This window comes from Cellulomonas fimi (assembly GCF_028527925.1).
Lineage (GTDB): Bacteria > Actinomycetota > Actinomycetes > Actinomycetales > Cellulomonadaceae > Cellulomonas > Cellulomonas fimi_C.
Map to the genome: position 1 here is coordinate 1 of NZ_JAPESW010000058.1, position 22,012 is coordinate 22,012.

Consider the following 22,012-nt stretch of genomic DNA (forward strand, 5'->3'; position numbering starts at 1 on the left):
GTCGACGGGCGCGCCGTCGGGCGTGTTGAGCCACGTGTCGATGCCGCGGATCGCGGGCGCCGGGCCGCACTCCTCGAGCTCCTCGGCGCCGTCGGTGCAGCGGCTCAGGCCCTCGTTCTCCGCCGTGACGAGACCGCCGAGGTCGAGCTCGCGCTGCACGCGCGGGTCGGCGGCGATCTGCTCCTGGAGGCCGTCGGTGTAGCCGGGCAGCGCGCGCTGGATCGCGTCGGTGAGGTTGAACGACAGCGCGAGCGCGAGCGCGATCATGAGCGCACCGCTCACGGCCCGCACCGCACGCAGGTGCGAGCGGAACGCCTTCACGCGCTCGGACGCCCGACGCCCGGCCAGCGCGACGGCCAGCAGCGGCGCGGCGGCACCGAGCGCGAACGCCACGGTCAGCACGACGGTCCCCGGCCCGACGTTCCCGCTCGCGCCCGCGACCGTGATCGCCGCGAGCACCGGTCCCGCGCACGGCACGTACACCGCGCCGAGGCCCAGGCCCAGCACGAACCCGCCGCGGCTGGACCCCGGGGCGTTGCGCGGGGCGAGGCGCGCGAACGGCCGCTCGATCACGGCCTCGAGGCGCGGGACCAGCAGCCCGAGGCCGATCACGGCGAGCACGACGATGCCCGTCCAGCGCAGCAGGTCCTGCGGCAGGCCGAGGACCGACAGCACGAGGCTGCCGAGCAGCGTGACGAGCGTGAAGCTCGTGACCAGGCCCGCCACGACGAGGTACGGACGGGCGGAGCGGCGCTCCTTCACGGCCGTCGGCGCGTCGGCCCCGGGCGGACCGTCGAGCGTCGTTGTCACCGCCGGACCGCTGCTCGCGGCGCCGCCGCGCGCCGCACCATCGCCCTCCGCGTCGGCGCCCGCCGTCGCACCCGACGTGGTGCCCCGCAGGAAGTCAGGCATCGGGAGGACGCCGAAGCCGGGCAGCGGGGCCGGCGAGCCGCGCCCCGACGGCGACGCGTCCGCGGCGACGCGCCGCCGCTTCTGCCGGGACGACGTGGCACCCGGCGGCCCGGACGCTGCCGACGAGCCCGTCGCCCCCGCGACGAGGACGACGGGCAGCACGGGGAGGATGCACGGCGAGATCCCGGTGACGAGTCCGCCGACCAGGCCGATGAGCGCGAGCGTGAGCAGGTCCATGCCCGACGTTCGCCGCCGGTGGCGTCCGCGGATGGGTCGCGGGGGGCTCGGAAGCTCGTCGACATCCGCACCCATCCACCCCGCCGACCGCCCCGAACCACCCCTCGACAGGGGAGCCACCGGGCACCGGGCCGCTCCCTTCGGACCTCAGGAGGGAACCACCATGAAGACGACCACCCGCACCCGCGTCGCCGCGGTCCTGCTCGCCGGTGTCACCGGGCTCACCCTCACGGCCTGCTCCTCGGGCGACGACACGGCCGGCGCCGAGGAGACGGCCTCGATGGAGCAGACGCCCATGGAGGAGTCGACGCCCGAGGACGACGGCATGATGACCGCCGACCCCGCCGCGGACCTCGTCGGCCCCGGCTGTGCCGACTACGCGGCCGCCGTCCCCGACGGCCCCGGCTCGGTCACGGGCATGTCGACCGACCCGGTCGCGGTCGCCGCGTCGAACAACCCGCTGCTCAAGACGCTGGTCGCCGCCGTCTCCGGCCAGCTCAACCCCGAGGTGAACCTCGTCGACACGCTCAACGGCGACGAGTTCACGGTCTTCGCGCCCGTCGACGACGCGTTCGCGAAGATCGACCCCGCGACGATCGAGGGCCTCAAGACCGACGCCCCGACGCTGACGTCGATCCTCACGTACCACGTCGTGCCCGGTCAGCTCACGCCCGACCAGGTCGTCGGCACGCAGACCACCGTCCAGGGCGGCACCGTCGAGGTCACCGGCTCGGGCGACGAGCTCATGGTCAACGACGCCAAGGTCGTCTGCGGCGGCGTCCACACCGCCAACGCGACCGTCTACCTCGTCGACTCGGTGCTCATGCCGACGATGTGAGACCGCGGTCCGGTGCGTGCGGTGCCGGACCGTCCCGCTCCCCGGTGGGGGCACCCGCGTGGTGCCTGGACTGGTGCCCGCCGGGGAGCACGGAGCCCCCTCGCCTTCCGCCGGCGAGGGGGCTCTCGTCGTCTCCGGTCGGACGAGCGGCAGGTCACGCGCTCGGGGCGCGCCGGCGACCCGGATGGATCGGGGGGAGGGAGGCGACGAGCGGACGACCTGGGCGCGACCCGACGACCCGGGCGCGACCCGACGTCAGGCCGCGGCGAGGACGACGATCGGGTCGCTGGTCGGCTGCGCCGAGCCGCCCGCCGGCTCGACCGTCACCGCGAGCGCGTCGCCCGGCGCGAAGTCGTCCGCGAACTGCCGAACCGTCCCGTCGTCGCTCGTCATGACACCCGCCGAGAGCGGCTTGCCCTCGCGGACGACCCACAGCTGGTAGACGCGGCCGTCGTCCGGGTCGGGCAGGTTCTCGGCCGTGAAGACGGCCCGCGTGTCGGTCAGGATCGCCGTCACGTCGCCGCCGTCGGCCACGTCCTGGTGCACGAGCACCGCGGACGGGTCGGTGAGCAGGTCCGCGACCTGCTGCTGCTCGGCCTGGACCTGACGCGTGTGGTTGACCTGCTGCACGAGCAGCGCCCCCGGCACGGCGGCGCCGATCGCGACCGCGGCAGCGAGCGCGTACCAGCGCGCGGGACCACGACGCGGCGTCGACCGCTCGGCAGCGGACGGGACGACGGCCGGCGCGGCGACGGAGGGACCGGCGACGGAGGGACCGGCGACGGAGGGACCGCCGACGGAGGGACCGCCGACGGGGGGCGCGCCGACGGCCCCGGGCGCAGTCGCCGGCACCGCGGGCGCGACGACGGCAGGGGGCACGTCGTCGGTGGTCCGCGATGTGCTCCCCGGGGCGTCCTGCGGCGTCGACGCGATCGCGGCGAGCACGGCGTCGCGCGCACCCACGGGCGGCTCGGCCTCCACCGCGGCACCCAGCCGGGCGGCGACGGCCCGCAGGTCCGCGAGCTCGCGTGCGGCGTCGGGATCGGCGGCGACGAGGGCCTCCACGGCGCGGCGCTCGTCGTCGTCGACGGCGTCGAGGGCGTACGCGCCGAGAAGGGCGCGGACGTCGTCGTGCTCGCTCACGCGGTCACCCCCAGGCAGTCCTTGAGGCGCAGCAGCCCGTCGCGGATGCGGGACTTCACGGTCGGCAGCGCCGCGTCGAGCTCGCTCGCCACCTCACGGTAGGTGCGGCCGCCGTAGTACGCGAGGACCACAGCGGTGCGCTGCGTCTCGGTCAGCGAGCCCAGGCAGTCGCGCACCGCGGACTGCTCGAGGCGCTGCTCGACGTCGTCGGCCACCGCGTCGAACGGGCGCTCGGTGCTCGCGTCGAGCACGCGCTGGTCGCGGTCGCGCTGCGCCTGCACGGCGCGGACACGGTCGACGGCCCGGCGGTGCGCGAGCGTGGTGACCCACGTACGCACCGACCCGCGCGTCGCCTCGTAGCGGGTGGCCGTGCGCCACACCTCGACCCAGACCTCCTGCGCGACCTCGGCGGCGTGGTCCGGGTCCCGCAGGACGCCGAGGCACGTGCCGTGCACCGTCCGGGACAGCAGGTCGTACAGGCTCGCGAAGGCGGCCTGGTCACCGGTCGCCACCGCCGCCATGAGGTCCTGCGCGGAGTCGGCCACCGACTCGCGCGCTGGGTTCGTCACGCCGGTCAGTGTGCCCCACCGCTCGGGTGCGCGACGAACGCGCGCCGTGACCCGGACAGACGGGGAGGGCAGCGCGGCGGTCGCGCAGACGACCAGGGTGGGCATCGGGACGCTCGCAGTCGGCTCGTCGGGACGGGTCGACCGTGGTTCGGAGCTGACGCCGGCCCGGACGGGTGGCGCTCGGCATGCGCGGGCGGCAGCCGACGCGGTTCACCCGACGGTGAAGCCCCGACGTGGTGCCGCCGACGGGTCAGTCGGCGAGACCGATCGCGTACCCCACGAAGAACAGCCCGATCAGCACGACGAACGCGCCGATCACGGCGTACGCGATCCAGTTCGAGCGCGTCGAGGCGGTGCCGGGCTGCCGGTCGGACGCGCCCGACGTGGACGACTCCCCGGGCGGCGTGTCACCGGGCGCCACGCCGCCACCCGGTTCGAGCCCTGGCGTCTGGTCGGGATCGGGATCGGCGTTGCGGTACGGGTCGGTCGAGCTCATGCGTCCCCTCTCGTCGTCCCCCCAGCGTGCGGGGCGCACCGCCGACCGGCAACCGGCGGTCCTCGACACCGGCCCGCCGTGCCGGGCGGCATCGACGCAGGTGAATGCGCCGACGCACCAGTGAGCGCTACTGCATCCGCTTCGAACGCGGTCGTCGGCGAACTCAGAGCCAGTCGGTGGGGAGAGCGCTGACAGCGGGTGCCAAGGCTCGGAAAGCTCGCGCACCCCACGGTGTGGCGCTGGCTCGTATCCATCTCAGCGGTTGAACGGACTCGGCAACCGCTGATCGTGCCCGCGGCCGCATGGTGCGCTCGTAGTCGTGAACGGCGACGGTCGTGGTGACCTCGCCGGCCAGGGCGCGGCCGAGGTGTCGCGTCAGGTCGGCGGCATCCAGGATCGCGGTGGCAGCTCCTTGACCGCCGGTAGGAGGCATCGCGTGGACGGCATCTCCGAGTGCTGTCACGGTCCCCGATCTCCACGGGGCGATGTGGTCAGGATCAGCGGCGTTCAGGGAGTACGCCGCGATGCTTGCGGGGACGCTGCTGGTGAGCACGTCCACGAGTCGTGCGGTCCACCCCGACCGCCACAGGCGCTCCTGTGCGACGCGGAGCAGGGCGTCGCGGTCGAGGCCGAGCGTGCGGGTCGGCATCCGGTCGGCGAGTGCGATCAGGCCCCAGATCACTGCTGGCTCCACCGTGGCCGGCTCTGCAAGGTCGGTTGTCACCGCCGCACCGTTCACGGGGTCGTGCGCCGTCACGAAGAGCCCGGTGCCGTCTGGGCCCAGAGCCAGAACGGGAGCCTCGGTCAGCAAGGAGCGGGAAGCGGGGGGACGTCGCGCCACGCTGCCCGGCCGGCGATGCCGAGCAGGCCCGTCGGCGTCGAGGTGGGCGCGCCGGCCAGCTGGTGCGCCAGCCGCGAGCTCGCGCCGTCGGCGATGACCAGCACATCGCCCTGAGTGCTGCCACCGCCGCGGAGTCGCAGGCGCACGCCCGATGACGAGGACGAGTAGGACACGGCAGTCGTCCCCCAGTGCACGGCCCCATCGAGGTCCCGAGACAGCAGGGCCCGCAGCGTGGAGCGGTCGACGTCGAGGCTCAGTGCGTCCTGCTTCTCGCGGGCCAGGAAGAGCCGGCGCGCCCGATGGTCACGTACGACGAGGGTGAAACCCGAGGTGGCGATCGCCGACCCCAGCAGGCGCTCGACGCCGGTCGGAGTGAGGAGCTGACGCAGCGCTGCGACCGCGGGAGGGCCGAGATGCAGCTTGTACCCGCGCGACTCGCTCACGTCGTGATCCCGCTCGACGACCTCGACGTCGACCCCCGCGCGGGTCAAGCCCTGTGCCAGGGCCAGGCCCCCGATGCCCGCTCCCGCGACGAGGACCTTCATGAGTGGAGGCTAGACCCCTGGAGACGACCGTCTTCGACGTCGGCACGCAGGCACTGCTCGTCGTGGCCCGCGCGAGCGGGGTGCTGGTGAGGTAGGCGATGAGTCCTGAGACGCGGATGGTGCTCGGGGCCAAGTGGTTCTCCTGTGCGGGGAGGGAGGAACCGCGCCCGTCCACCCGGCGGTCCTCACCACCGCGGGCCGAGTCGGCCGAAGCCGGCGGGGCGCGAGGCGCGCCGTCAGGCCGGCGGGATGTTCTGGTTCAGGCGGAAGACGTTCGCGGGGTCCCAGGTGGACTTGACCTGCCGCAGCCGGGCGTAGGTGGCGTCGCCGTACGCGCGGCGGACGCCCGCGGCTCCCTCGTCGGCGAGCGCGTTGACGTACACGCCGGTGCTCCACGGCTCGACGCCCGCCGCGAGTCGGCGGCACGACGCGACGACGGCCTCGTCGTCCGCGGGGTCCTGCCAGCGGGCACCCACGTCGTACTCGAACTCGACGTCGCGGTGCACGAACGCCGTCGCGTCCGGGTCGACGTCGGCGATGGCACCGCCGTACGCGACGAGGCTCGCCGCGCCGACGCGCGCGTCGACGTGCGCCAGGAAGGCCTCGAGAGCGGCGTCGGTCAGCCCCCGCAGGTAGTGGCTCTTCGCGTAGCGACGGAAGCCGTGCGCGGTCGGCACGTCCGACTGGCTCTGCAGCTCGACGTACGAGCGCGGTTCGACGCGTCGGGCGAGCGGGGTCCCGAGCCGGTCGAGCTCCTCGACGAGCGGCCCGGCCCCCGCGGGATCACCGACCCAGGCGAACCCGAGCGTCAGCGAGCCGCCGGCCACGAGCTCCGCGTACGGCGTGGCCTCCCGCGGCGCCGTCGCGGCCCGGGCCACCCAGGTTCCCAGCGCGTCGAGCGCGTGCTCCGGGTCGAGGTCCACCTCGGCCACGAGCGCCCGGCTGCCGACGTCGTGCAGCGTGAGGTGGAACCGGGTGACGACGCCGAAGTTGCCGCCCCCGCCGCGCAGCCCCCAGAACAGGTCGGCGTTCTCGTCGGCGCTCGCGCGCACGACGTCGCCGTCGGCGGTGACGACCTCGAACGCCGTCACGTTGTCGCACGTCAGGCCGACCTGCCGCGCGAGCCAGCCGACGCCGCCACCGAGCGCCAGCCCGCCGATGCCCGTGTGCGACACGATGCCGGCCGTCGTCCCCAGCCCGAACGGCTGCGTGGCCGCGTCGAGCGACCCGAGGAGCGCGCCGCCCTGCACCTGGGCCGTGCGGGCGGCGGGATCGACCTCGACCTCGCGCATGCCCGACAGGTCGATCATCAGCCCGTCGTCGGGCACCGCCCACCCGGCGGCGCTGTGCCCACCACCGCGGATCCCCAGCGTCAGTCCGTGCTCGCGCGCGACGCGGACGGCGCGCTGGACGTCCGCCACCCCGGCGCACCGCACGACGTACCGGGGCTTCCGATCGATCGCGCCGTTCCACACCGCACGCGCCTCGTCGTACCCCGGGGCACCGGGGACCAGGACCTCACCGTCGAACGCGGGCAGCACGCGAGCCTCGGGCATGCCACGACTCTCTCGGCTCCGGCGGTCGCTGCCAAGGCTGCGACCGCCAAGGACCGCGCAGCGACGGCCAGAGGTGCCCGTCCTCCGCGTCAGCGAGGACCGGGGGCCGGGAGCGCCGGGGGTGTCCACCGCCCGAAGCGCGCCATCGAGCTGAGCGCCACACGGTCCGGGGTGAGACGCATCGCCGTGTTGCGCACCGCCACCGCGACGGGATGGCGCAGCTTCTGCCCGAACCGGCTGATCATCGTGGCGGCACGGCCGATCGACTGGCTTCGTGGTCGCCGCTGACGGTCGTACGCGTCCAGCGCGGACGTGAGGTCGGGCGTCGACGCGAGCGCAGCCGCGAGCACGACGGCGTCCTCGATGGCCTGGGCACCGCCCTGACCAAGGTTCGGGACCATCGCGTGCGCAGCGTCCCCCAGCAGGACCACCCGGCCGCGGACGAACGTCGGCAGGTCGGGGAGCCGGTAGACGTCGTGCCGCAGCACCGCGGCCGGGTCGGTGGCCGCGAGCACGTCGGCGATGGGGGCGTGCCAGGCGCCGAAGCGCGCACGCACCTCGGCGAGCTCGTCGGGCGCCCGCCCTCCCTCCGGCGCCGACGCGGCGGCGTACCAGTACACGCGTCCGTCGGCGAGAGGCAGGCATCCGAACTCCTGCGCAGCACCCCACGTCTGGCTCATCTCGACGTGGGTCGCCACGGGAGCCGTCGTGATCGCGCGCCACGCGGTGGACCCGTCGTAGACAGGTCCCGGCGCGTCCGACCAGCGCTGCGCGCGCACCCAGCTGCGCAGCCCGTCGGCGCCCACGACGAGGTCCGCGCGGAGTGTCCCCTCGTGCCCGTCGCGGGCGTAGCGCACCTCGACGCCGCGGTCGTCGTCGACGAGCGCCGCCGGCGTCGCGCCGGTGATCACCGACTCGTGCGGCAGGGCGCCCAGCAGCAGTCCCAGGAGCTCCGGGCGCGGCAGGACGACGGCATTGACACCCAGCTCGTCCTCCACCGCCGCGCCGTCGAGCCGGGAGAGCCAGGCGCCGGAGGGGGTCCGCATCCCACCGCCGAGCTGCGGGCGGGAGCCCTCGCGCACGGCCCCACCGAGACCGAGAGCGTCGAGGCAGGAGAGCGCATTGGACATGAGGCTGATCCCGGCGCCGACCTCCTCGAACGCGGCGGCGCGCTCCAGCACGGTCACCGACCAGCCGACCCGTCGCAATGCCACGGCCGTCGCCAGGCCGCCGATGCCTCCGCCGACGACAACGGCGTTCCGGGATTCCCGCATGTCCTACCCCTGCCTGCGCACTACACCTGTAGAATTCAGGCTACTACATCTGTAGAGACTCGAGGAAAGGTGTCGATGTCGTGAGGCAGGACCGGCCACCGCGCTTCGCACTCCTCACGGACGCGGCGATCCGGCTCATCGCTGAGGCCGGCATGCGAGGGCTCACCCACCGCGCGGTCGACGCGCGAGCCGGTGTCCCGACGGGGACCACCTCGGTGCACTTCCGCACCCGCCGGGCCCTCGTCGAGGCGGTCGTGGAACGGCTCGCCGATCTGGACCAGGCCGAGCTCGAGGACCAGGGACTGCGCTTCGCGGGCTCGACGGGCGAGGCGGCGGGTCTCCCCGATGCACTGCAGCCCGACCACCTGGACGCGTTCGCCGCTCAGGTCGCCGTCGTCCTCGACGCCTGGCTCAGCACGGGGCGCACCCGCACCCTCGTGCGCTACGCCTGCCTGCTCGAGGCCACGCACCACCCCGAGCTGCGCACGGTCCTCGCCCATGGCGTCGGGTTCCGTGTGCAGGCGCGCGAGCTGCTGGCTCGTGCCGGTGCTCCGGACGCGGAGCGACGCGGTGACGCCCTGGTGGCGTTCGTCGACGGCCTCGTCTTCGACCGTCTCATCGGTGCCGGGTCCCTCAGCGGCCCGGTCGCCGGGACGCCGGAGAGCGTCGCGGACCTGCAGAGCGCCGTTACGCTTGCCTTGCGGGCAGCGACGGCGCCGCTGGCAGAGCCGGCCTGAGGGACGCCGTCGGCTCAGCCGGTCAGTTCGCCTCGCAGCGGCCCTCGCGCCAGTAGCCCATGAACGCGACGGCCTTGCGGTCGACGCCGCACTCGGACACGAGGTGGCGGCGCAGCGTCTTGATGACGGCGGCCTCGCCCGCGAGCCACGCGTAGAGGTGCGCCTCCTCGGCGAGCGGGGCGCCGGTCGACCAGTCGACGGGCACCTCCCAGAGGATGCCCTCGTCGACGTCGACGTCCTCGAGGACGACGTCGGGCGCGGGCGCCTGGCCGGGCAGCATGCGCGCGCACGCGGCCTGGACGGCGGGGACGAGGAGCGAGCCGTGCGGGCTCTCGCCGCGGCCGTACCAGCGGACCGTCACGCCGTCCGGGGCTGCGAGGTCGAGGCGGTCCTCGGGGTGCGGCATCTCGATGATGGCCTCGCCGCGCGCGTCGGCGGGCAGGCGCTCGAGGATCCCGGCGATCGCGGGCAGCGCGGTCTCGTCGCCCGCGATGAGCAGGCGGTCCGTGCGGGCCGGAGGCACGAAGTCGACGCCGCCGTGCGGGCCGACCGCGTCGGCGTTCGGGCCGAGGATGACGAGCTCGTCACCGGGGGCGGCGTTGCCGGCCCAGCGGGACGCGGGGCCGAGGTCGCCGTGCAGCACGACGTCGACGTCGAGCTCGCGGCGGTCCTGCCGGACGGCGCGCGCGGTGTACGTGCGGACGGTGTGGCGGCGCTCGTCGGGCAGCGCGCGCCAGCGGCCGTACCAGTCGGCGCTGCCGTCGAGCGAGAGGAGCTCGTCGTACCCGGCGCCGTGCAGCGGCAGGAAGAACTTGATGCGCTGGTCGAAGCCGTTGTCCGCGAAGCGGTCCAGGTCGTCGCCCGTGAAGGTGAGGCGCAGGACGCTGGGGCACAGGCGCTGCACGTCGGACACCTGCACCGCGAACATGCGGAACGGCAGGGCGTCGGTCGCGGCGGCGGTGGTGTCCGTCGTCGTGGTCGTCGTCACGCTCGCCACCCTACGCGAAGGTGAGGCTTGCCTAAACCCGGGTGTTCGTCACATGGACACGGGAGGCGTGCGTGCTGTCAGGCGCGGCGGCTGCGCCAGAGGAGCCAGACGAAGTACGGGGCGCCGATGAGCGCGGCGACGAGGCCTGCCGGGATCTGCGCGGGTGCGATGACGGTCCGCCCGACGGTGTCCGCCGCGCTGAGGACGACCGCGCCGAGCAGCGCGGCGACGGGGATCACGCGGGCGTGCGACGAGCCGACGAGCGCCCGCGCCAGGTGCGGCGCGACGAGCCCGATGAAACCGACGACGCCGACCGCCGACACGGCCACGGCCGTGAGCAGCGCGGTGACGACGAGCAGCCCGAGCCGGGTGCGCTCGAGCGGGACGCCGAGCACGCGCGGCACGTCGTCGTCGAGCGCGATGACGTCGAGGTCCCGCCGCCAGCGCACGAGCAGCGGCGTGAGGACGACGAGCGCGATCGCGACGGGCCACACCTGCGCGGCCGTCCGGCCGTACGTCGAGCCGGACAGGAACGTGAGGGCCACGGTCGTGTTCCACGGGCTCGTGAGCACGACGAGCAGCGTGATGACCGACGTCGCGGCCGCGGAGACGCCGATGCCGACGAGGACGAGGCGGTCGGAGCTGAGCCCGCGCCGCGACGACAGCCCGTAGACGAGCGAGAACGTGAGCGCGGCGCCGACGACCGCGCCGAGGGACACGCCCCACACGGACGTCCCGGGCAGCAGGACCGTGGCGAGCACCGCGCCGACGCCCGCGCCGCCGGTGATCCCGAGCAGCCCGGGCTCGGCGAGCGGGTTGCGCGCGACGGCCTGCACCGACGTGCCGGCGAGACCCAGCGCGGCCCCCGCGAGCAGCGCCGCGAGGACGCGCGGCACGCGCTGGTCGAGCACGAACGACACCTGGAGGCCGCTCGTCCCGGCGAGCCAGTTCGCGACGTCGCCCGTGAGCAGCAGCCGGTCGCCCAGCAGGAGGCCCGCGACGAGCAGCCCGACCACGAGCACGACGAGCAGCCCGACGACGACGCCGACGCGCGTGCGCGAGGCCGCGCGTGCCCCGACCGAGGCCGTGACCCGCACGGGCCCGGACGTGCGCAGACGACGCGCGAGCCACACCATGAGCGACGCCCCGAGGAGGGTCGTGACGACGCCCGTCGGGATCATCACGCCCGCACGCGCGGGCACGAGCGCCCGGATGAGCACGTCGGCGGCCAGCACGACCGCGCACCCGGCGAGCGCCGCGAACGGCAGCAGGAGCCGGTGCCGGAACAGGCCGGGCACGCGCGACGCGACGAGCCGCGCGATGACGGGCGCGGACAGGCCGACGAAGCCGACGGGACCGGCGACGGTCACCGCGAGCGCAGCCAGCAGGACAGCGAGCAGCACGGCGACGACGCGCGTCCGGCGGACGTCGAGCCCCAGCACGGACGCGGTGTCGTCGCCGAGCGCGAGGACGTCGAGGCGGCGCGACCACACGACCAGCACGACGATCACGACGAGCACGACGGGCGCCGCCTGGGCGACCTTCTGCGTCCCCGACTGGACGATCGTGCCCTCGCCCCACGCGAACATGCCCTGCGTCTCCTGCTCGAACAGCAGCATCAGCAGGTAGGTGATCGACGAGAGCGCGAGCATCGTCGCCGAGCCCGCGAGCACGAGGCGCGAGGGACCCGCGGCGCCCCCGCGCGCGATCGCGAGCACGAACGCCGCCGCGGCCAGACCGCCGACGAACGTGAGCGCGCCGCTCGCGGCGAACGGCAGGGAGATCCCGAGGACGGCCGCGAGCACGACGGTGACGTACGCGCCCGCGTTGACCGCGAGCGTGTCGGGCGACGCGAGCGGGTTGCGCGCCACCGACTGCAGCACGCCTCCCGAGACGCCGAGCGCGGCCCCGACGAGCAGGCCGGCGAGCACCCGCGGGGCGCGCGACGCGACGAGGACCGCGAGGGTCTGGTCGTCGCTCGTGCCCCACAGCAGCTGCCACAGGTCGAGGGCACCCACGTCGGAGGTGCCCAGCGTGAGGTCGAGCACCGCGAGCGCCGCCACGAGGACGACGGCCGCGGTGAACACCCCCACCAGCGCGGGCGCCGCGGTCCGGAGCGGCACGGCGGGGGTCGCCGTCGCGCCGCCCCGGCCCGGGCGCGTGCCCGCCGGTGCGTCGACCTGCTCGTCGAGGCCGAGGCTCACTTCGTCAGCGCGTCCACCGTCGCGTCGATCCACGCCTCACCCGAGGCGGGACCGCCGAACAGCCAGATGCCGTCGGGCAGGCGGTGCACGTCGCCGGCGACGACGAACGGGAGCTGCTGCCAGATCGCGTTGCTGCCGAGGCCCTCGGTGAACGCGTCGCCGCCGTCGGTGTCGTTGGCGATGTAGAGGAAGTGCACGCCCTCGCCGAGCGCGGTCAGGCCCTCGACGTCGGTGCTGCCGAGGCCGTAGTCGGGGTCGCCCTCGAGCGACCACGGGTTCTCGAGGCCGAGCAGCTGCGCGATCCCGCCGAGGTAGGAGCCCTCGGTGTACGCGCGGATCGAGACGGCGCCGTCGGAGAGCCAGCCGTCGGCCATCGCGACCTTCGCGCCGGACAGGCCCGCGTCCTCGAGCTCGGCCTTCGCGTCGGCGACGGCGGCGTCGAACGTCTCGAGCGCCTGCGCGGCCTCGTCCTGCGTGCCGGTCGCCTCACCGAGGATCTCGATGGTCCGCTCCATGTGGCCGATCGGGTCGGTCGCGTCCGACCCGCGCAGCGCGATGACGGGGACGGTCTCCTCGATCTGCGCGATGACCTCCTCCGGGAGGTCGGTCGTGGTGACGACGAGGTCGGCGTCGAGCGCGGCGATCGCGTCGAGGCTCGGCTCGCCGCGCATGCCCACGTCGGCGACCGACTCGTCGAGCGGCACGACGGTGTCCCACGTGTTGTAACCCTCGACGTCGGCCTGGCCGACGGGCGTGACGCCGAGCGTCAGCAGGTTCTCGGTGAGGCCCCACTCGAGCGAGACGACGTCCGTCGCGGGGGCGTCGAGCGTGATCTCCTCGCCGCGGTCGTCCGTGATCGTGACGGGGCCGCCGGTCGCCTCGGGTGCACCGGACTCCGCCGCGACGGCGGGCTCCTCGGTCGTGCCGCAGGCGGACAGCAGGAGGGCGGCGACGGTGCCCGTCACGACGGCGGCGGGCAGGGCGCGCAGGGTTCGCATGGGGTTCCTCGGGTGGTGGTGGCGCGCCTCGCGGGGACGGGGCGCGGGTGTGTCAGGCAGGTCGGGCAGGTCAGGCGGGCGTGAGGGCGCGGTGCGTGTGCCGGCCGACGGGCCGCGTGCGCACGCGGCCGTGGTCGTCGACGGTCACGTCGATGCGGATGCCGTAGGTCTCGGTGAGCGCGTCGGCGGTGAGCACGTCGTGCGGGAGGCCCGCGCCGACGACCTCGCCGCGGCGCAGCAGCACCACGTGGTCGGCGACGGCGGCGGCCTGGTCGAGGTCGTGCAGGACGACGCCGACGGCGACGCCGTGCTCGTCGGCCAGGTCGCGCACGAGGTCGAGGATCTCGACCTGGTAGCGCAGGTCGAGATACGTCGTGGGCTCGTCGAGCAGCAGGACGCGCGTGTCCTGGGCGAGGCACGTCGCGAGCCACACGCGCTGCAGCTCGCCACCCGACAGCTCGTCGACCGGGCGCGCGGCCATGTCGGTCGTGCCCGTGACGTCCATCGCCCACGCGATCGCACGCGGGCCGTCGGGGTCGTCGTGGCGCCAGCGACCGCGGTACGGGTGGCGGCCGTAGCCGACGACGTCGCGGACGCACACGCCCGACGGCGTGGGCCGGGACTGCGACAGCAGCGTGACGCGGCGGGCGAAGTGCTGCGCGGAGAGCGTGCGGGCGTCCTCGACGTCGGGCAGCGCGATCGTGCCGGCCTCGGGCTTGTGCAGCCGGGCCAGAGCCCGGAGGAGCGTCGACTTGCCCGAGCCGTTGGGGCCGATCAGCGCGGTGACCTCACCGGGCAGCAGGCGCAGGCCGGCGCGCTCGACGACGACCGTGCCGTGGTAGGCCAGGCGCAGGTCGTGGCCCCGCAGCGCGGGGGCGCCGAGGGTGCCGTGCGGGGCGGCGGGTGCGTCGTCGGACGGGGGCGTCGTGGGCACACGCGCAGGTTAGCCTCAACTAAGTAAGGATTGCCAAACCTCGTCCACCCACCGGGCGCGCGAGGGTGCCGTGCACGCTCGCGTCGACGGGCTGCGCCGCGCTCGCGGCGACGTCCGCCACCCGGCAGACAGCATCGACGTCACCCCATCGGCGTCACGCGACCGACGTGCCGAACGCCAGGCCCAGCAGGTACGTGACCGCGGCCGCGCCGAACCCGATCGCGAGCTGGCGGAGCGCACGCCGCCCCGGCGACGCGCCCGACAGCACCCCGACCGTCGCGCCCGTCCCGAGCAGCGCCAGGCCGACGAGCGCCGCCGCCCACGCGACCGCGACCAGTCCGTCGGCGCCGAACAGGTACGGCAGCACCGGGATCGCCGCGCCCGACGCGAAGAAGCAGAAGCTCGCGACGGCCGCCCCCATCGCCGTGCCGACCGTCTCGTGCTCGTCGACCTCGACCACCGCGTCCTCGTCGCCCTCACCCGCCGCGACCGCGAGCGCCTCGCGCGCGACCGCCGGGACGCCCGTCGCCCCCTGGCCCCGCGAGCCGCCCGGACCGAACGCCGCGAGCACCTGCGTGGCACGCTCCTGCGCCTCCCCGGCGTCCAGACCGCGCGCCCGGTAGACGAGCGCGAGCTCGTTGGCGTCGACGTCGAGGTGCGGCAGCGCCTCGGCCGCGTGCCGACCGGGCCGCGACGCCTCCAGGAGCTCGCGCTGCGACCGCACCGACACGTACTCGCCCGCACCCATCGACAGCGCCCCCGCGAGCAGCCCCGCCAGTCCCGTGAGCAGCACGGTCGCCTGCGACGCGCCGCTCGCGCCGATGCCGAGGACGAGCGCGAGGTTGCTCACCAGCCCGTCGTTCGCGCCGAACACCGCCGCCCGGAACGTGCCCGACATGCGGTTGCGCCCGCGCGTCGCGAGGCCGCGCACGACCTCCTCGTGGATGCGCTCGTCGGCCGCCATGCGCGGGGTCGCGTCGGCCTCGTCCGCGTACTCCGAGCGGGCCTCCGCCCGCTGCGCGAGCGCCAGCACGAACACCGACCCGAACCGCCGGGCCAGCCAGCCCAGCACGCGCGTCCGGAGGTCCCCCTTGAGCGGCCGGCCCACGTCGTCGCCCAGCAGGTCCAGCCAGTGCTGCTCGTGCCGGCCCTCCGCCTCCGCGAGCGCGAGCAGGATCGTGCGCTCCTCGCCCGAGCGCCGCGCCGCCAGGTCCCGGTACACCGCCGCCTCGGCGCGCTCGTCGGCGAGATAGCGTCGCCACCTGCGGACCTGGCGGGGTGACGGTCGGTGGGCGGCGGAGGGTGCGACGGGAACCACGGCGTCCATGCTCACACGCAGGCGGGTGGACGACGGTCCCGAGGGGCGAGTTCGAGTTGCCGAATCGCCGGATGTGCACAACCGTGGCGGAGTCCCCACTGAGTCACCCCTGACGAGGTCGAGCAGGAGGCCCCGCATGCGCGCCGAGACGTCCGTCGCACCCGCGCTCTCCGCGGTCGCGCCGGCGCGCCGATGGGCACGCGAGCGCCTCGTCGAGGCCGGCGTCGAGCCCGCCCGGCTCGAGGTGCTCGTGCTGCTGGTCAGCGAGCTGGTGACGAACGCCGTCGCGCACGCCGACCCGCCCGTGACGCTGCGCGTCGACGTCGACGACGTCCGCACGCGCGTCGAGGTCACCGACGGCGCGCGTGACGAGCCGGTGCTCCGCAACCCCCCGCCCACCGCCCTCGGCGGCCGCGGGGTGATGTTCATCGACCGGCTGTCCAGCAGCTGGGGCACCATGCCCGAGGAGGACGGCATCGCCGTCAAGGCCGTCTGGTTCGAGCTCCGGCACGACGACGTCCCCGCGGACCTCGCCCGGTTCATGCCGCAGGCCTGACGCGTCCGCACGACGACCGGCCCGTCGCAGGCAAGGATGGGCGGCATGCCGGAGACCACCACCGCCCGCGTCGCCGTGTACGTCGACTTCGACAACATCGTCATCTCGCGCTACGACCAGACCTTCCGCCGCGGCGACTGGTACCGCGACAGCGCGCGCGAGCACCGCATGGACGCACGCGCCGACGACCCCGTCGCCCAGCGGCTCGCGCAGGCGCGCGTCGACGTCGGCGCGATCCTCGACTACGCGTCGTCCTTCGGGTCCGTCGTCGTCAGCCGTGCGTACGCCGACTGGTCCGTGCCCGCCAACGCCGCCTACCAGCGCCAGCTCGTCGACCGCGCGGTCGACCTCACGCAGCTCTTCCCGGTGACCGCCGGGCTCAAGAACGGCGCCGACATCCGGCTCGCGGTCGACGTCGTCGAGGACCTGTTCCGCCTGCCCGACGTCACGCACGTCGTCGTCGTGGCCGGCGACTCCGACTACGTCGCGCTCGCGCAGCGTGCCAAGCGGCTCGGCCGGTACGTCGTCGGCATCGGGGTCGCCGGGGCGACGTCCCGCGCGCTCATGGCCGCGTGCGACGAGTTCGCGGACTACGACGACCTGCTGGAGACGTCCGCGGCCGACGAGCCCGAGGACGACGAGCCGGCCGAGGCACCCGCCGACCGCGCGGCCGCGGCCGGCGCGCGCGGGTCGGGGAAGCGGGGGCGGAACGGGTCCGACAACGGCGGCTCAGCCGGAGCCGACGGCGCGGCCGCCGGCGGCACAGCCGGCGCGGTGACGACGTCAGGGGCGGGTGACACCGCGGCGACGGGTGCGGCTGGTGCGGGCGCTGCGGCCGACGCGACGGACGAGGCGGACGCCGACGCGGCGGACCGGCCGCCCGCGCGCACCGGCAAGGCCGCGCACCGCGCCGCGACGCAGCTGCTCATGCGCGCGATGCGTCTGGTCCGCACCAAGAAGCCCGACGACGAGTGGGTGTCGTTCGGCGAGCTCAAGAACCAGATGACGCGCATGGATCCGGCCTTCAGCGAGCGCTCGCTCGGCTACCGGTCGTTCGGGGACTTCGTCGCGGACCGCCCGAGCATCGTCGAGTCGGCCCGCTCGGCCGACAACCAGCCCCGCGTCCGCCTCCGCCCGGGCTACTGAGCCTGAGCCGTCACGCGGTCGCGACGGCTCGCCACGTCGACACGCCCGGCGCCGACGCCTCGACCATCGGCACCGTTCCGCCCGTCGACGTGGCGCGACTTCGGCTCCCGTCGGCGACATCCATGTGTCGCCCTCGTGCAAGAGCCTCGCCTCGCGGCGGGCCCGGCGAGGTCCGCAGGGTGCGGGGGCGGACCAGCCGACCCGAGGAGCGCGCGGGTCAGTCGTCCCAGGGCGGGGTCTCGTCGAGCTTGGCGTAGTACTTCGCCAGGTGGCTCTTGACCCGGTCGCGGTCCTTGTCGGGCAGGTCGACGCCGCCGCGCGACCCCTGCATGACGGCGGCCGCCGCGAACACGCCGCGCGGCACGGCCCGCAGCCGGCCGTCGACGACGTCGGCGATGAGCAGCTTGTACGCGGTGAAGTTGTCCTTCGCGTCGGCGTCGTACCAGACGTGCGCGTCGCGGTACCTCGCGTTGGGCTCGTCCTGCGCGTCGGCCCACTCGCGGACGCGCTTCTCGGCGGCGGCGCCGTCCCACGCGCGGTCACGGTCGGCGAGGGGCAGGTCCTGGAAGGAGGTCACGGCCATGGCTGGTGCTCCTCTCGGTGGTGCGGTCGGCAGACGTCCGGGCGCTCCGGACGTCGAGGGGTCGCCCGGTCGACGGGCGACGAGGATGCGCGGCGTCGCGTCGCGCAGGCTCAGGATGTCGCGGCGGCGCGCAGCTTCTCGAGCAGCGGCCCGGCGGCCTTCTCGAGGAACTCGGCCTGGTTCTCGTCGCCGACCTGCACGATCGCGACGTCGGTGAACCCTGCCTCCCAGTACGCGCGCACCGACTCGACGGCCGCGTCGAGGTCGGGGCCGCACGCGATCTGCTCGGCGACGTCCTCGGGCCGCACGAACTGGCTCGCGGCGTCGAAGGCCTCGGTCGTCGGCAGGTCGGCGTTCACCTTCCAGCCGCCCGCGAACCAGCGGAACTGCTCGTGCGCCCGCTCGATCGCGCGCTCCTCCGACGGGTCCCAGCTGATCGGCACCTGCCCGATCTTGCGCGACAGCGGTGCACCCGACGGGCGCGCGGAGTCCCAGGACGCGACCAGGTCGCCGTCGGGCTCGACCGCGACGAGGTGGTCGGCGAGCGGCGCGAACCGCTGCACCGACTGGTCGCCCGACACGGCCACGCCGATCTCGACCGGGCTGTCCGGGGTGTCCCACACGCGCGCCGAGTCGACGCGGAAGTAGGTGCCGTCGTAGGTCGTGCGCTCGCCGGTGAGGAGCTCGCGGATGATCTCGACGGCCTCCTCGAGCATGTCGTGGCGCTCGCCGACCGCGGGCCAGCGCTCGCCGACCACGTGCTCGTTGAGGTTCTCCCCGGCGCCGAGGTTGAGCGTGAACCGGCCGTCGGACAGCACCCCGAGCGTCGCGGCCTTCTGCGCGACGACCGCCGGGTGGTACCGCAGGATCGGGCACGTCACGTACGTCATGAGCTCGACGCGGCTGGTCACCTGCGCGACCGCGCCGAGCGTCGACCACGCGTAGCCGGCGTGGCCCTGCGCGTCGAGCCACGGGAAGTAGTGGTCGCTCGACACCTCGAAGTCGAAGCCGACCTCCTCGGCCGCGGCGGCGTACCGCACGAGCTCCTTGGGGCCGGACTGCTCGGTCATGAGCGTGTAGCCGAATCGCGTCATCTCTCGACCGTCGCACCGGTCCCCGCGGGCCGCATCCGGGAGCGCCTCGCGGCCGGCGGCACTCAGCGCACGTCGGCACGCTCACGGTCGTCGGCGGCGTCGTCGGCGGGACGCCCGCGCGTCGACAGCTCCGTCCAGACGGGTCCCGCGACGAACCAGATCACGAGGACGAGCGACGCCCGACCGAGCCACCCGAGCAGCACCTCGCGCTGGTCCGGCCCCTGCGCGAGAAGCAGCAGCACCCCGAGGACCGCAGCGGCGACGACCCATGCGACGACGACCCGACCCCACATGCGCCACTCGTGCGCCCGTGCCGGCGCCCCGGTCTTCGGCACCCGCGGCGGCCGGGGCCCGCCCGCGAACCGCCACGCCACCCACGCGTCGACCTTGTGGACCGTGTACTTCCCGAACCCCACCGTGAAGCCCAGGTAGAGCGCGGCGAGGCCGTGCGTCCACGTCGGCTCGCTGCCCCGCAGCAGGTCCCCGACGGTCGCGACGAGCAGCACGACCTCGAGCAGCGGCTCGCACAGCAGCAGGACGGTCGACGTGCGCCGCCACCGCAGCCCGTAGCGCGCCACGACGGCGGCGACGAGGAACACCCAGAACGCCACCTCGCACGCCACGACCAGCGCGGCGACGGGGTTCTCACGGATCAGGTCCACCAGCTCGGTCATGCCGCCACCCTCGCCGCGCACGCCGGACCGCCGCGTCGGGCGGAGGGCCGATCTCGTGCGGGGGCATACATCCTTCGGACGACGGCGCCCGTCGGCCGCTGTGCTGGGATGGGTGCATGACCGAGGCGACGGGCGTGGTGCGCGACGCCGACGTCCCGGCGGGCGCGGGCCGCACGGGCTGGTGGGACCGCGGCGCGCGCCTCGTCGCGGCCGTGCGGGCGCGCGGGTGGTGGGACGACCGGACGGTCGCCCTCGGCACGCTGCTGTTCGGGCTCGTGCTCCTCGGCCTGGGCGTCGCGAGCGCGGAGGCGCCGTGGGTCCCCGACGTCGTCGCCGACCGCGTCGGCCTGTGGCACGTCGTGCTGCTCGTCGTCGCGTCGACGGCGCTCGTCGTCAAGCGTCGGCACCCGGTGGCGGTGCTCCTCGTCACCGCGTCCTGCGCGATGCTCGACGCCCTGCTCGGCGGTAGCGTCGCGACGCTCGTCGCGCTGTTCGACGCGCTCTACACCGCCGCGCTCCTGACCCGCGAGACCGTGCGCCGGCGGATCGTCGTGGCCGTCGTCGTCCTCGTCGTCCTGTCACCCGTGGTGGCGCTCGCGCTGGGTGCACCGGGCCGCGAGGCCGTCCTCATGCTCCTGCAGTCGGTCGCCGTCTTCGGGACACCGCTGTGGTGGGCGCACGACGTGCGGCGCCGCGACGAGCTCGCCGCGCTCGAGTCGGACCGTGCCGCGGCGGAGGGACGCCGGGCGGAGGCGGAGCGGCAGCGGGCCGACGCCGAGCGGGCCGCCGCCGAGCTCGCCCGCGCGCACGCCGACGACCTCGCGCGCATCGCCGACCTCGACCGCGAGTCCGCCGTCCGCGAGGAGCGGGCCCGCACCGCGCGCGACCTGCACGACGTCGTCGCGGGCCACGTGTCGGCGGTCGCGATCCGCGCCGAGGCCGCGCTGGCCGGACCACCGGACCCCGACGCCGATCGCGAGGCGCTGCGGGCCGTCCGCGCCGGGACGCTCGACGCGCTCGCCGAGCTGCGGTCGATGATCGTCGTCCTGCGCGGCCGTCCCGACGCGGTGACCGCCCCCGCCGGGCTCGACCGCCTCGAGGACCTGCTGCGCGCGGCCCGCGCCGCCGGGCAGCGGGTCGTCGTCGACGGCCCGGTCCCCGCGGGCCTCGCCGCCGCGACCGACCACGCCGCGTTCCGCATCGTCCAGGAGGCGTTGACGAACGCCGCCAAGCACGCCCCGCACGCGACCACGCACCTCGTGCTCGACGCCGGCGCCGACGCGCTCGACGTCACCGTCAGCAACGCGACCGACGGCTCGTCCGTCACGCCGCCGCTGCACGGCGGGACCGGGCTGCTCACCATGCGCGAGCGTGCCGAGGCGCTCGGCGGGACGCTCGACGCGGGCGAGCGGGACGGCACGTGGACCGTCCGCGCGCACCTGCCGGCGGTCGTCGGATGAGTACCGCCGACGCCTCGTCGCCGGGGCACGCACCGGACGCCGTGCCCGCGACGAACCGGGCGTCCGACGCTGCGCCGACGACGGACCCGTCGTCACCCGCCCGCCCGACGGGGGTCGGCCGACCGTCCGACCGCGGGCCCGCGGCTGACCGCGCGCCCACCGTGCTGCTGGCCGACGACCACGCCGCGATCCGCGCGGGTCTGCGGCTGCTGCTCGAGCAGGGCGGCATCACGGTCGTCGGCGAGGCCGCCGACGGTGCCGCCGCGATCGCGAACGCCCGCGCGCTGCGTCCCGACGTCGTGCTCATGGACGTCCGCATGCCCGGCGTCGACGGGATCGAGGCGACCCGCGTCATCACGCGCGACGGGCTCGCCGACGTGCTCGCGCTCACGACGTTCGACCTCGACGAGTACGTCCTCGGCATGCTCCGCGCGGGTGCCGTCGGCTTCCTGCTGAAGACGACCGGTGCCGCCGCGCTCGTCGACGCCGTGCAGCGCGTCGCCGCAGGTGACGGGGTCCTCGCGCCCGAGGTGACGCGACGGCTGCTCGCGGACCTGGTCGCCGCCGCACCGACGCCCGTGCCCGCCGTCCTGCCCGACCCGGCGCAGGCCGAGGCGGTCGCGTCGCTCACCGCCCGCGAGCGCGACGTCCTCGCCTGCCTGGGCGCGGGGATGTCCAACGCCGACATCGCGGCCGCGCTGGTCATCACGGAGTCGACGGCGAAGACGCACGTCAGCCGCGTGCTCGCCAAGCTCGGCTGCGCGTCGCGCGTGCAGGCGGCGATCGTCGCCGTCGAGGCGGGCGTCGTCCGCGACTAGGTGCCCGGTCGCAACGGCGACGGTGTGACGCACGAGCCCGCGCCGGCGACCGCGCACTCGCGCGGAGGCCACCCGACGACGAGGGCTGCCA

The 22,012-nt window shown here is 75.1% G+C and carries 22 protein-coding genes; 6 read left to right on the top strand and 16 right to left on the bottom strand.

Annotated elements, in window-relative coordinates:
- Positions 1-1,149, bottom strand: a 1,149-nt coding sequence (locus OMK64_RS17865) for a cytochrome c biogenesis protein CcdA (protein ID WP_272729711.1), incomplete at its 3' end; no start/stop codon positions are given.
- A gap of 163 nt (positions 1,150-1,312) precedes the next feature.
- On the opposite strand from OMK64_RS17865, the gene OMK64_RS17870 reads away from it, so the two are divergent.
- Entirely contained in the window at positions 1,313-1,987 is a 675-nt protein-coding gene (locus OMK64_RS17870; protein WP_272729712.1) for a fasciclin domain-containing protein, read from the top strand.
- Positions 1,988-2,242: 255 nt separating this feature from the next.
- Here OMK64_RS17870 and OMK64_RS17875 read toward each other — a convergent pair whose 3' ends face one another.
- From OMK64_RS17875 to OMK64_RS17905, 7 genes are all read right to left on the bottom strand, one after another.
- Positions 2,243-3,130, bottom strand: a complete 888-nt coding sequence (locus tag OMK64_RS17875; RefSeq protein ID WP_272729713.1) for an anti-sigma factor — start codon at positions 3,128-3,130, stop codon at positions 2,243-2,245.
- Entirely contained in the window at positions 3,127-3,699 is a 573-nt protein-coding gene (locus tag OMK64_RS17880) for an ECF RNA polymerase sigma factor SigK (RefSeq protein ID WP_272729714.1), read from the bottom strand. The genes OMK64_RS17875 and OMK64_RS17880 overlap by 4 nt, the downstream gene beginning before the upstream one ends.
- Positions 3,700-3,949: 250 nt before the next feature.
- A complete protein-coding gene (locus OMK64_RS17885) occupies positions 3,950-4,195 on the bottom strand; it encodes a DUF6480 family protein (RefSeq protein WP_272729715.1) in 246 nt (81 codons plus the stop codon).
- 163 nt (positions 4,196-4,358) lie between these two features.
- The gene (locus OMK64_RS17890; RefSeq protein WP_272729716.1) at positions 4,359-4,919 is read right to left on the bottom strand and encodes an FAD-dependent oxidoreductase; all 561 of its coding nucleotides are present in this window, start codon (positions 4,917-4,919) and stop codon (positions 4,359-4,361) included.
- Positions 4,920-4,999: 80 nt separating this feature from the next.
- Positions 5,000-5,581, bottom strand: a complete 582-nt coding sequence (locus tag OMK64_RS17895) for an FAD-dependent oxidoreductase (protein WP_272729717.1) — start codon at positions 5,579-5,581, stop codon at positions 5,000-5,002.
- A 236-nt stretch (positions 5,582-5,817) separates the two neighbouring features.
- Entirely contained in the window at positions 5,818-7,137 is a 1,320-nt protein-coding gene (locus OMK64_RS17900; RefSeq protein WP_272729718.1) for an FAD-binding oxidoreductase, read from the bottom strand.
- Positions 7,138-7,226: 89 nt separating this feature from the next.
- Complete coding sequence (locus tag OMK64_RS17905; protein ID WP_272729719.1) at positions 7,227-8,411, bottom strand: FAD-dependent monooxygenase; 1,185 nt, start codon at positions 8,409-8,411, stop codon at positions 7,227-7,229.
- A gap of 80 nt (positions 8,412-8,491) precedes the next feature.
- Between OMK64_RS17905 and OMK64_RS21140 the strand changes: the two genes are divergently transcribed.
- Positions 8,492-9,148 (top strand): TetR/AcrR family transcriptional regulator, encoded by a 657-nt coding sequence (locus OMK64_RS21140; protein ID WP_272729720.1) that lies wholly within the window; start codon positions 8,492-8,494, stop codon positions 9,146-9,148.
- Positions 9,149-9,170: 22 nt separating this feature from the next.
- Here OMK64_RS21140 and OMK64_RS17915 read toward each other — a convergent pair whose 3' ends face one another.
- The 5 genes from OMK64_RS17915 to OMK64_RS17935 all read right to left on the bottom strand — a co-directional run bounded on the left by OMK64_RS17915 (position 9,171) and on the right by OMK64_RS17935 (position 15,599).
- Positions 9,171-10,136, bottom strand: a complete 966-nt coding sequence (locus OMK64_RS17915) for a siderophore-interacting protein (protein ID WP_272729721.1) — start codon at positions 10,134-10,136, stop codon at positions 9,171-9,173.
- Positions 10,137-10,213: 77 nt separating this feature from the next.
- Positions 10,214-12,340, bottom strand: coding sequence for an iron ABC transporter permease (locus tag OMK64_RS17920; protein WP_272729722.1), 2,127 nt, complete (start codon positions 12,338-12,340; stop codon positions 10,214-10,216).
- Complete coding sequence (locus OMK64_RS17925; protein ID WP_272729723.1) at positions 12,337-13,338, bottom strand: ABC transporter substrate-binding protein; 1,002 nt, start codon at positions 13,336-13,338, stop codon at positions 12,337-12,339. The genes OMK64_RS17920 and OMK64_RS17925 overlap by 4 nt, the downstream gene beginning before the upstream one ends.
- Before the next feature lie 70 nt (positions 13,339-13,408).
- Positions 13,409-14,272, bottom strand: coding sequence for an ABC transporter ATP-binding protein (locus OMK64_RS17930; RefSeq protein ID WP_272729724.1), 864 nt, complete (start codon positions 14,270-14,272; stop codon positions 13,409-13,411).
- A 154-nt stretch (positions 14,273-14,426) separates the two neighbouring features.
- Positions 14,427-15,599, bottom strand: coding sequence for a VIT1/CCC1 transporter family protein (locus tag OMK64_RS17935; RefSeq protein WP_374694117.1), 1,173 nt, complete (start codon positions 15,597-15,599; stop codon positions 14,427-14,429).
- A gap of 127 nt (positions 15,600-15,726) precedes the next feature.
- Between OMK64_RS17935 and OMK64_RS17940 the strand changes: the two genes are divergently transcribed.
- Both OMK64_RS17940 and OMK64_RS17945 read left to right on the top strand, forming a co-directional pair.
- The gene (locus OMK64_RS17940; protein WP_272729726.1) at positions 15,727-16,146 is read left to right on the top strand and encodes an ATP-binding protein; all 420 of its coding nucleotides are present in this window, start codon (positions 15,727-15,729) and stop codon (positions 16,144-16,146) included.
- 45 nt (positions 16,147-16,191) lie between these two features.
- Positions 16,192-17,292: an NYN domain-containing protein gene (locus OMK64_RS17945; RefSeq protein WP_272729727.1), complete on the top strand. Its 1,101-nt coding sequence runs from the start codon at positions 16,192-16,194 to the stop codon at positions 17,290-17,292.
- Between the two features lie 217 nt (positions 17,293-17,509).
- Here the strand turns inward: OMK64_RS17945 and OMK64_RS17950 are convergent, their stop codons facing one another.
- The 3 genes from OMK64_RS17950 to OMK64_RS17960 all read right to left on the bottom strand — a co-directional run bounded on the left by OMK64_RS17950 (position 17,510) and on the right by OMK64_RS17960 (position 19,643).
- The gene (locus OMK64_RS17950; protein WP_272729728.1) at positions 17,510-17,875 is read right to left on the bottom strand and encodes a hypothetical protein; all 366 of its coding nucleotides are present in this window, start codon (positions 17,873-17,875) and stop codon (positions 17,510-17,512) included.
- A 110-nt stretch (positions 17,876-17,985) separates the two neighbouring features.
- The gene (locus OMK64_RS17955) at positions 17,986-18,969 is read right to left on the bottom strand and encodes a TIGR03557 family F420-dependent LLM class oxidoreductase (RefSeq protein ID WP_272729729.1); all 984 of its coding nucleotides are present in this window, start codon (positions 18,967-18,969) and stop codon (positions 17,986-17,988) included.
- Positions 18,970-19,031: 62 nt separating this feature from the next.
- Positions 19,032-19,643 (bottom strand): hypothetical protein, encoded by a 612-nt coding sequence (locus OMK64_RS17960; RefSeq protein ID WP_272729730.1) that lies wholly within the window; start codon positions 19,641-19,643, stop codon positions 19,032-19,034.
- Positions 19,644-19,759: 116 nt separating this feature from the next.
- Here OMK64_RS17960 and OMK64_RS17965 point away from each other — a divergent pair, with 116 nt between their 5' ends.
- Together OMK64_RS17965 and OMK64_RS17970 are read left to right on the top strand one after the other, a co-directional pair.
- Positions 19,760-21,103 carry a sensor histidine kinase gene (locus OMK64_RS17965; protein ID WP_272729731.1) on the top strand — a complete coding sequence of 448 codons (1,344 nt, stop codon included), beginning with the start codon at positions 19,760-19,762 and terminating at the stop codon, positions 21,101-21,103.
- The gene (locus tag OMK64_RS17970) at positions 21,100-21,921 is read left to right on the top strand and encodes a response regulator (protein ID WP_272729732.1); all 822 of its coding nucleotides are present in this window, start codon (positions 21,100-21,102) and stop codon (positions 21,919-21,921) included. The genes OMK64_RS17965 and OMK64_RS17970 overlap by 4 nt, the downstream gene beginning before the upstream one ends.
- The last annotated feature ends 91 nt before the right edge of the window (positions 21,922-22,012 follow it).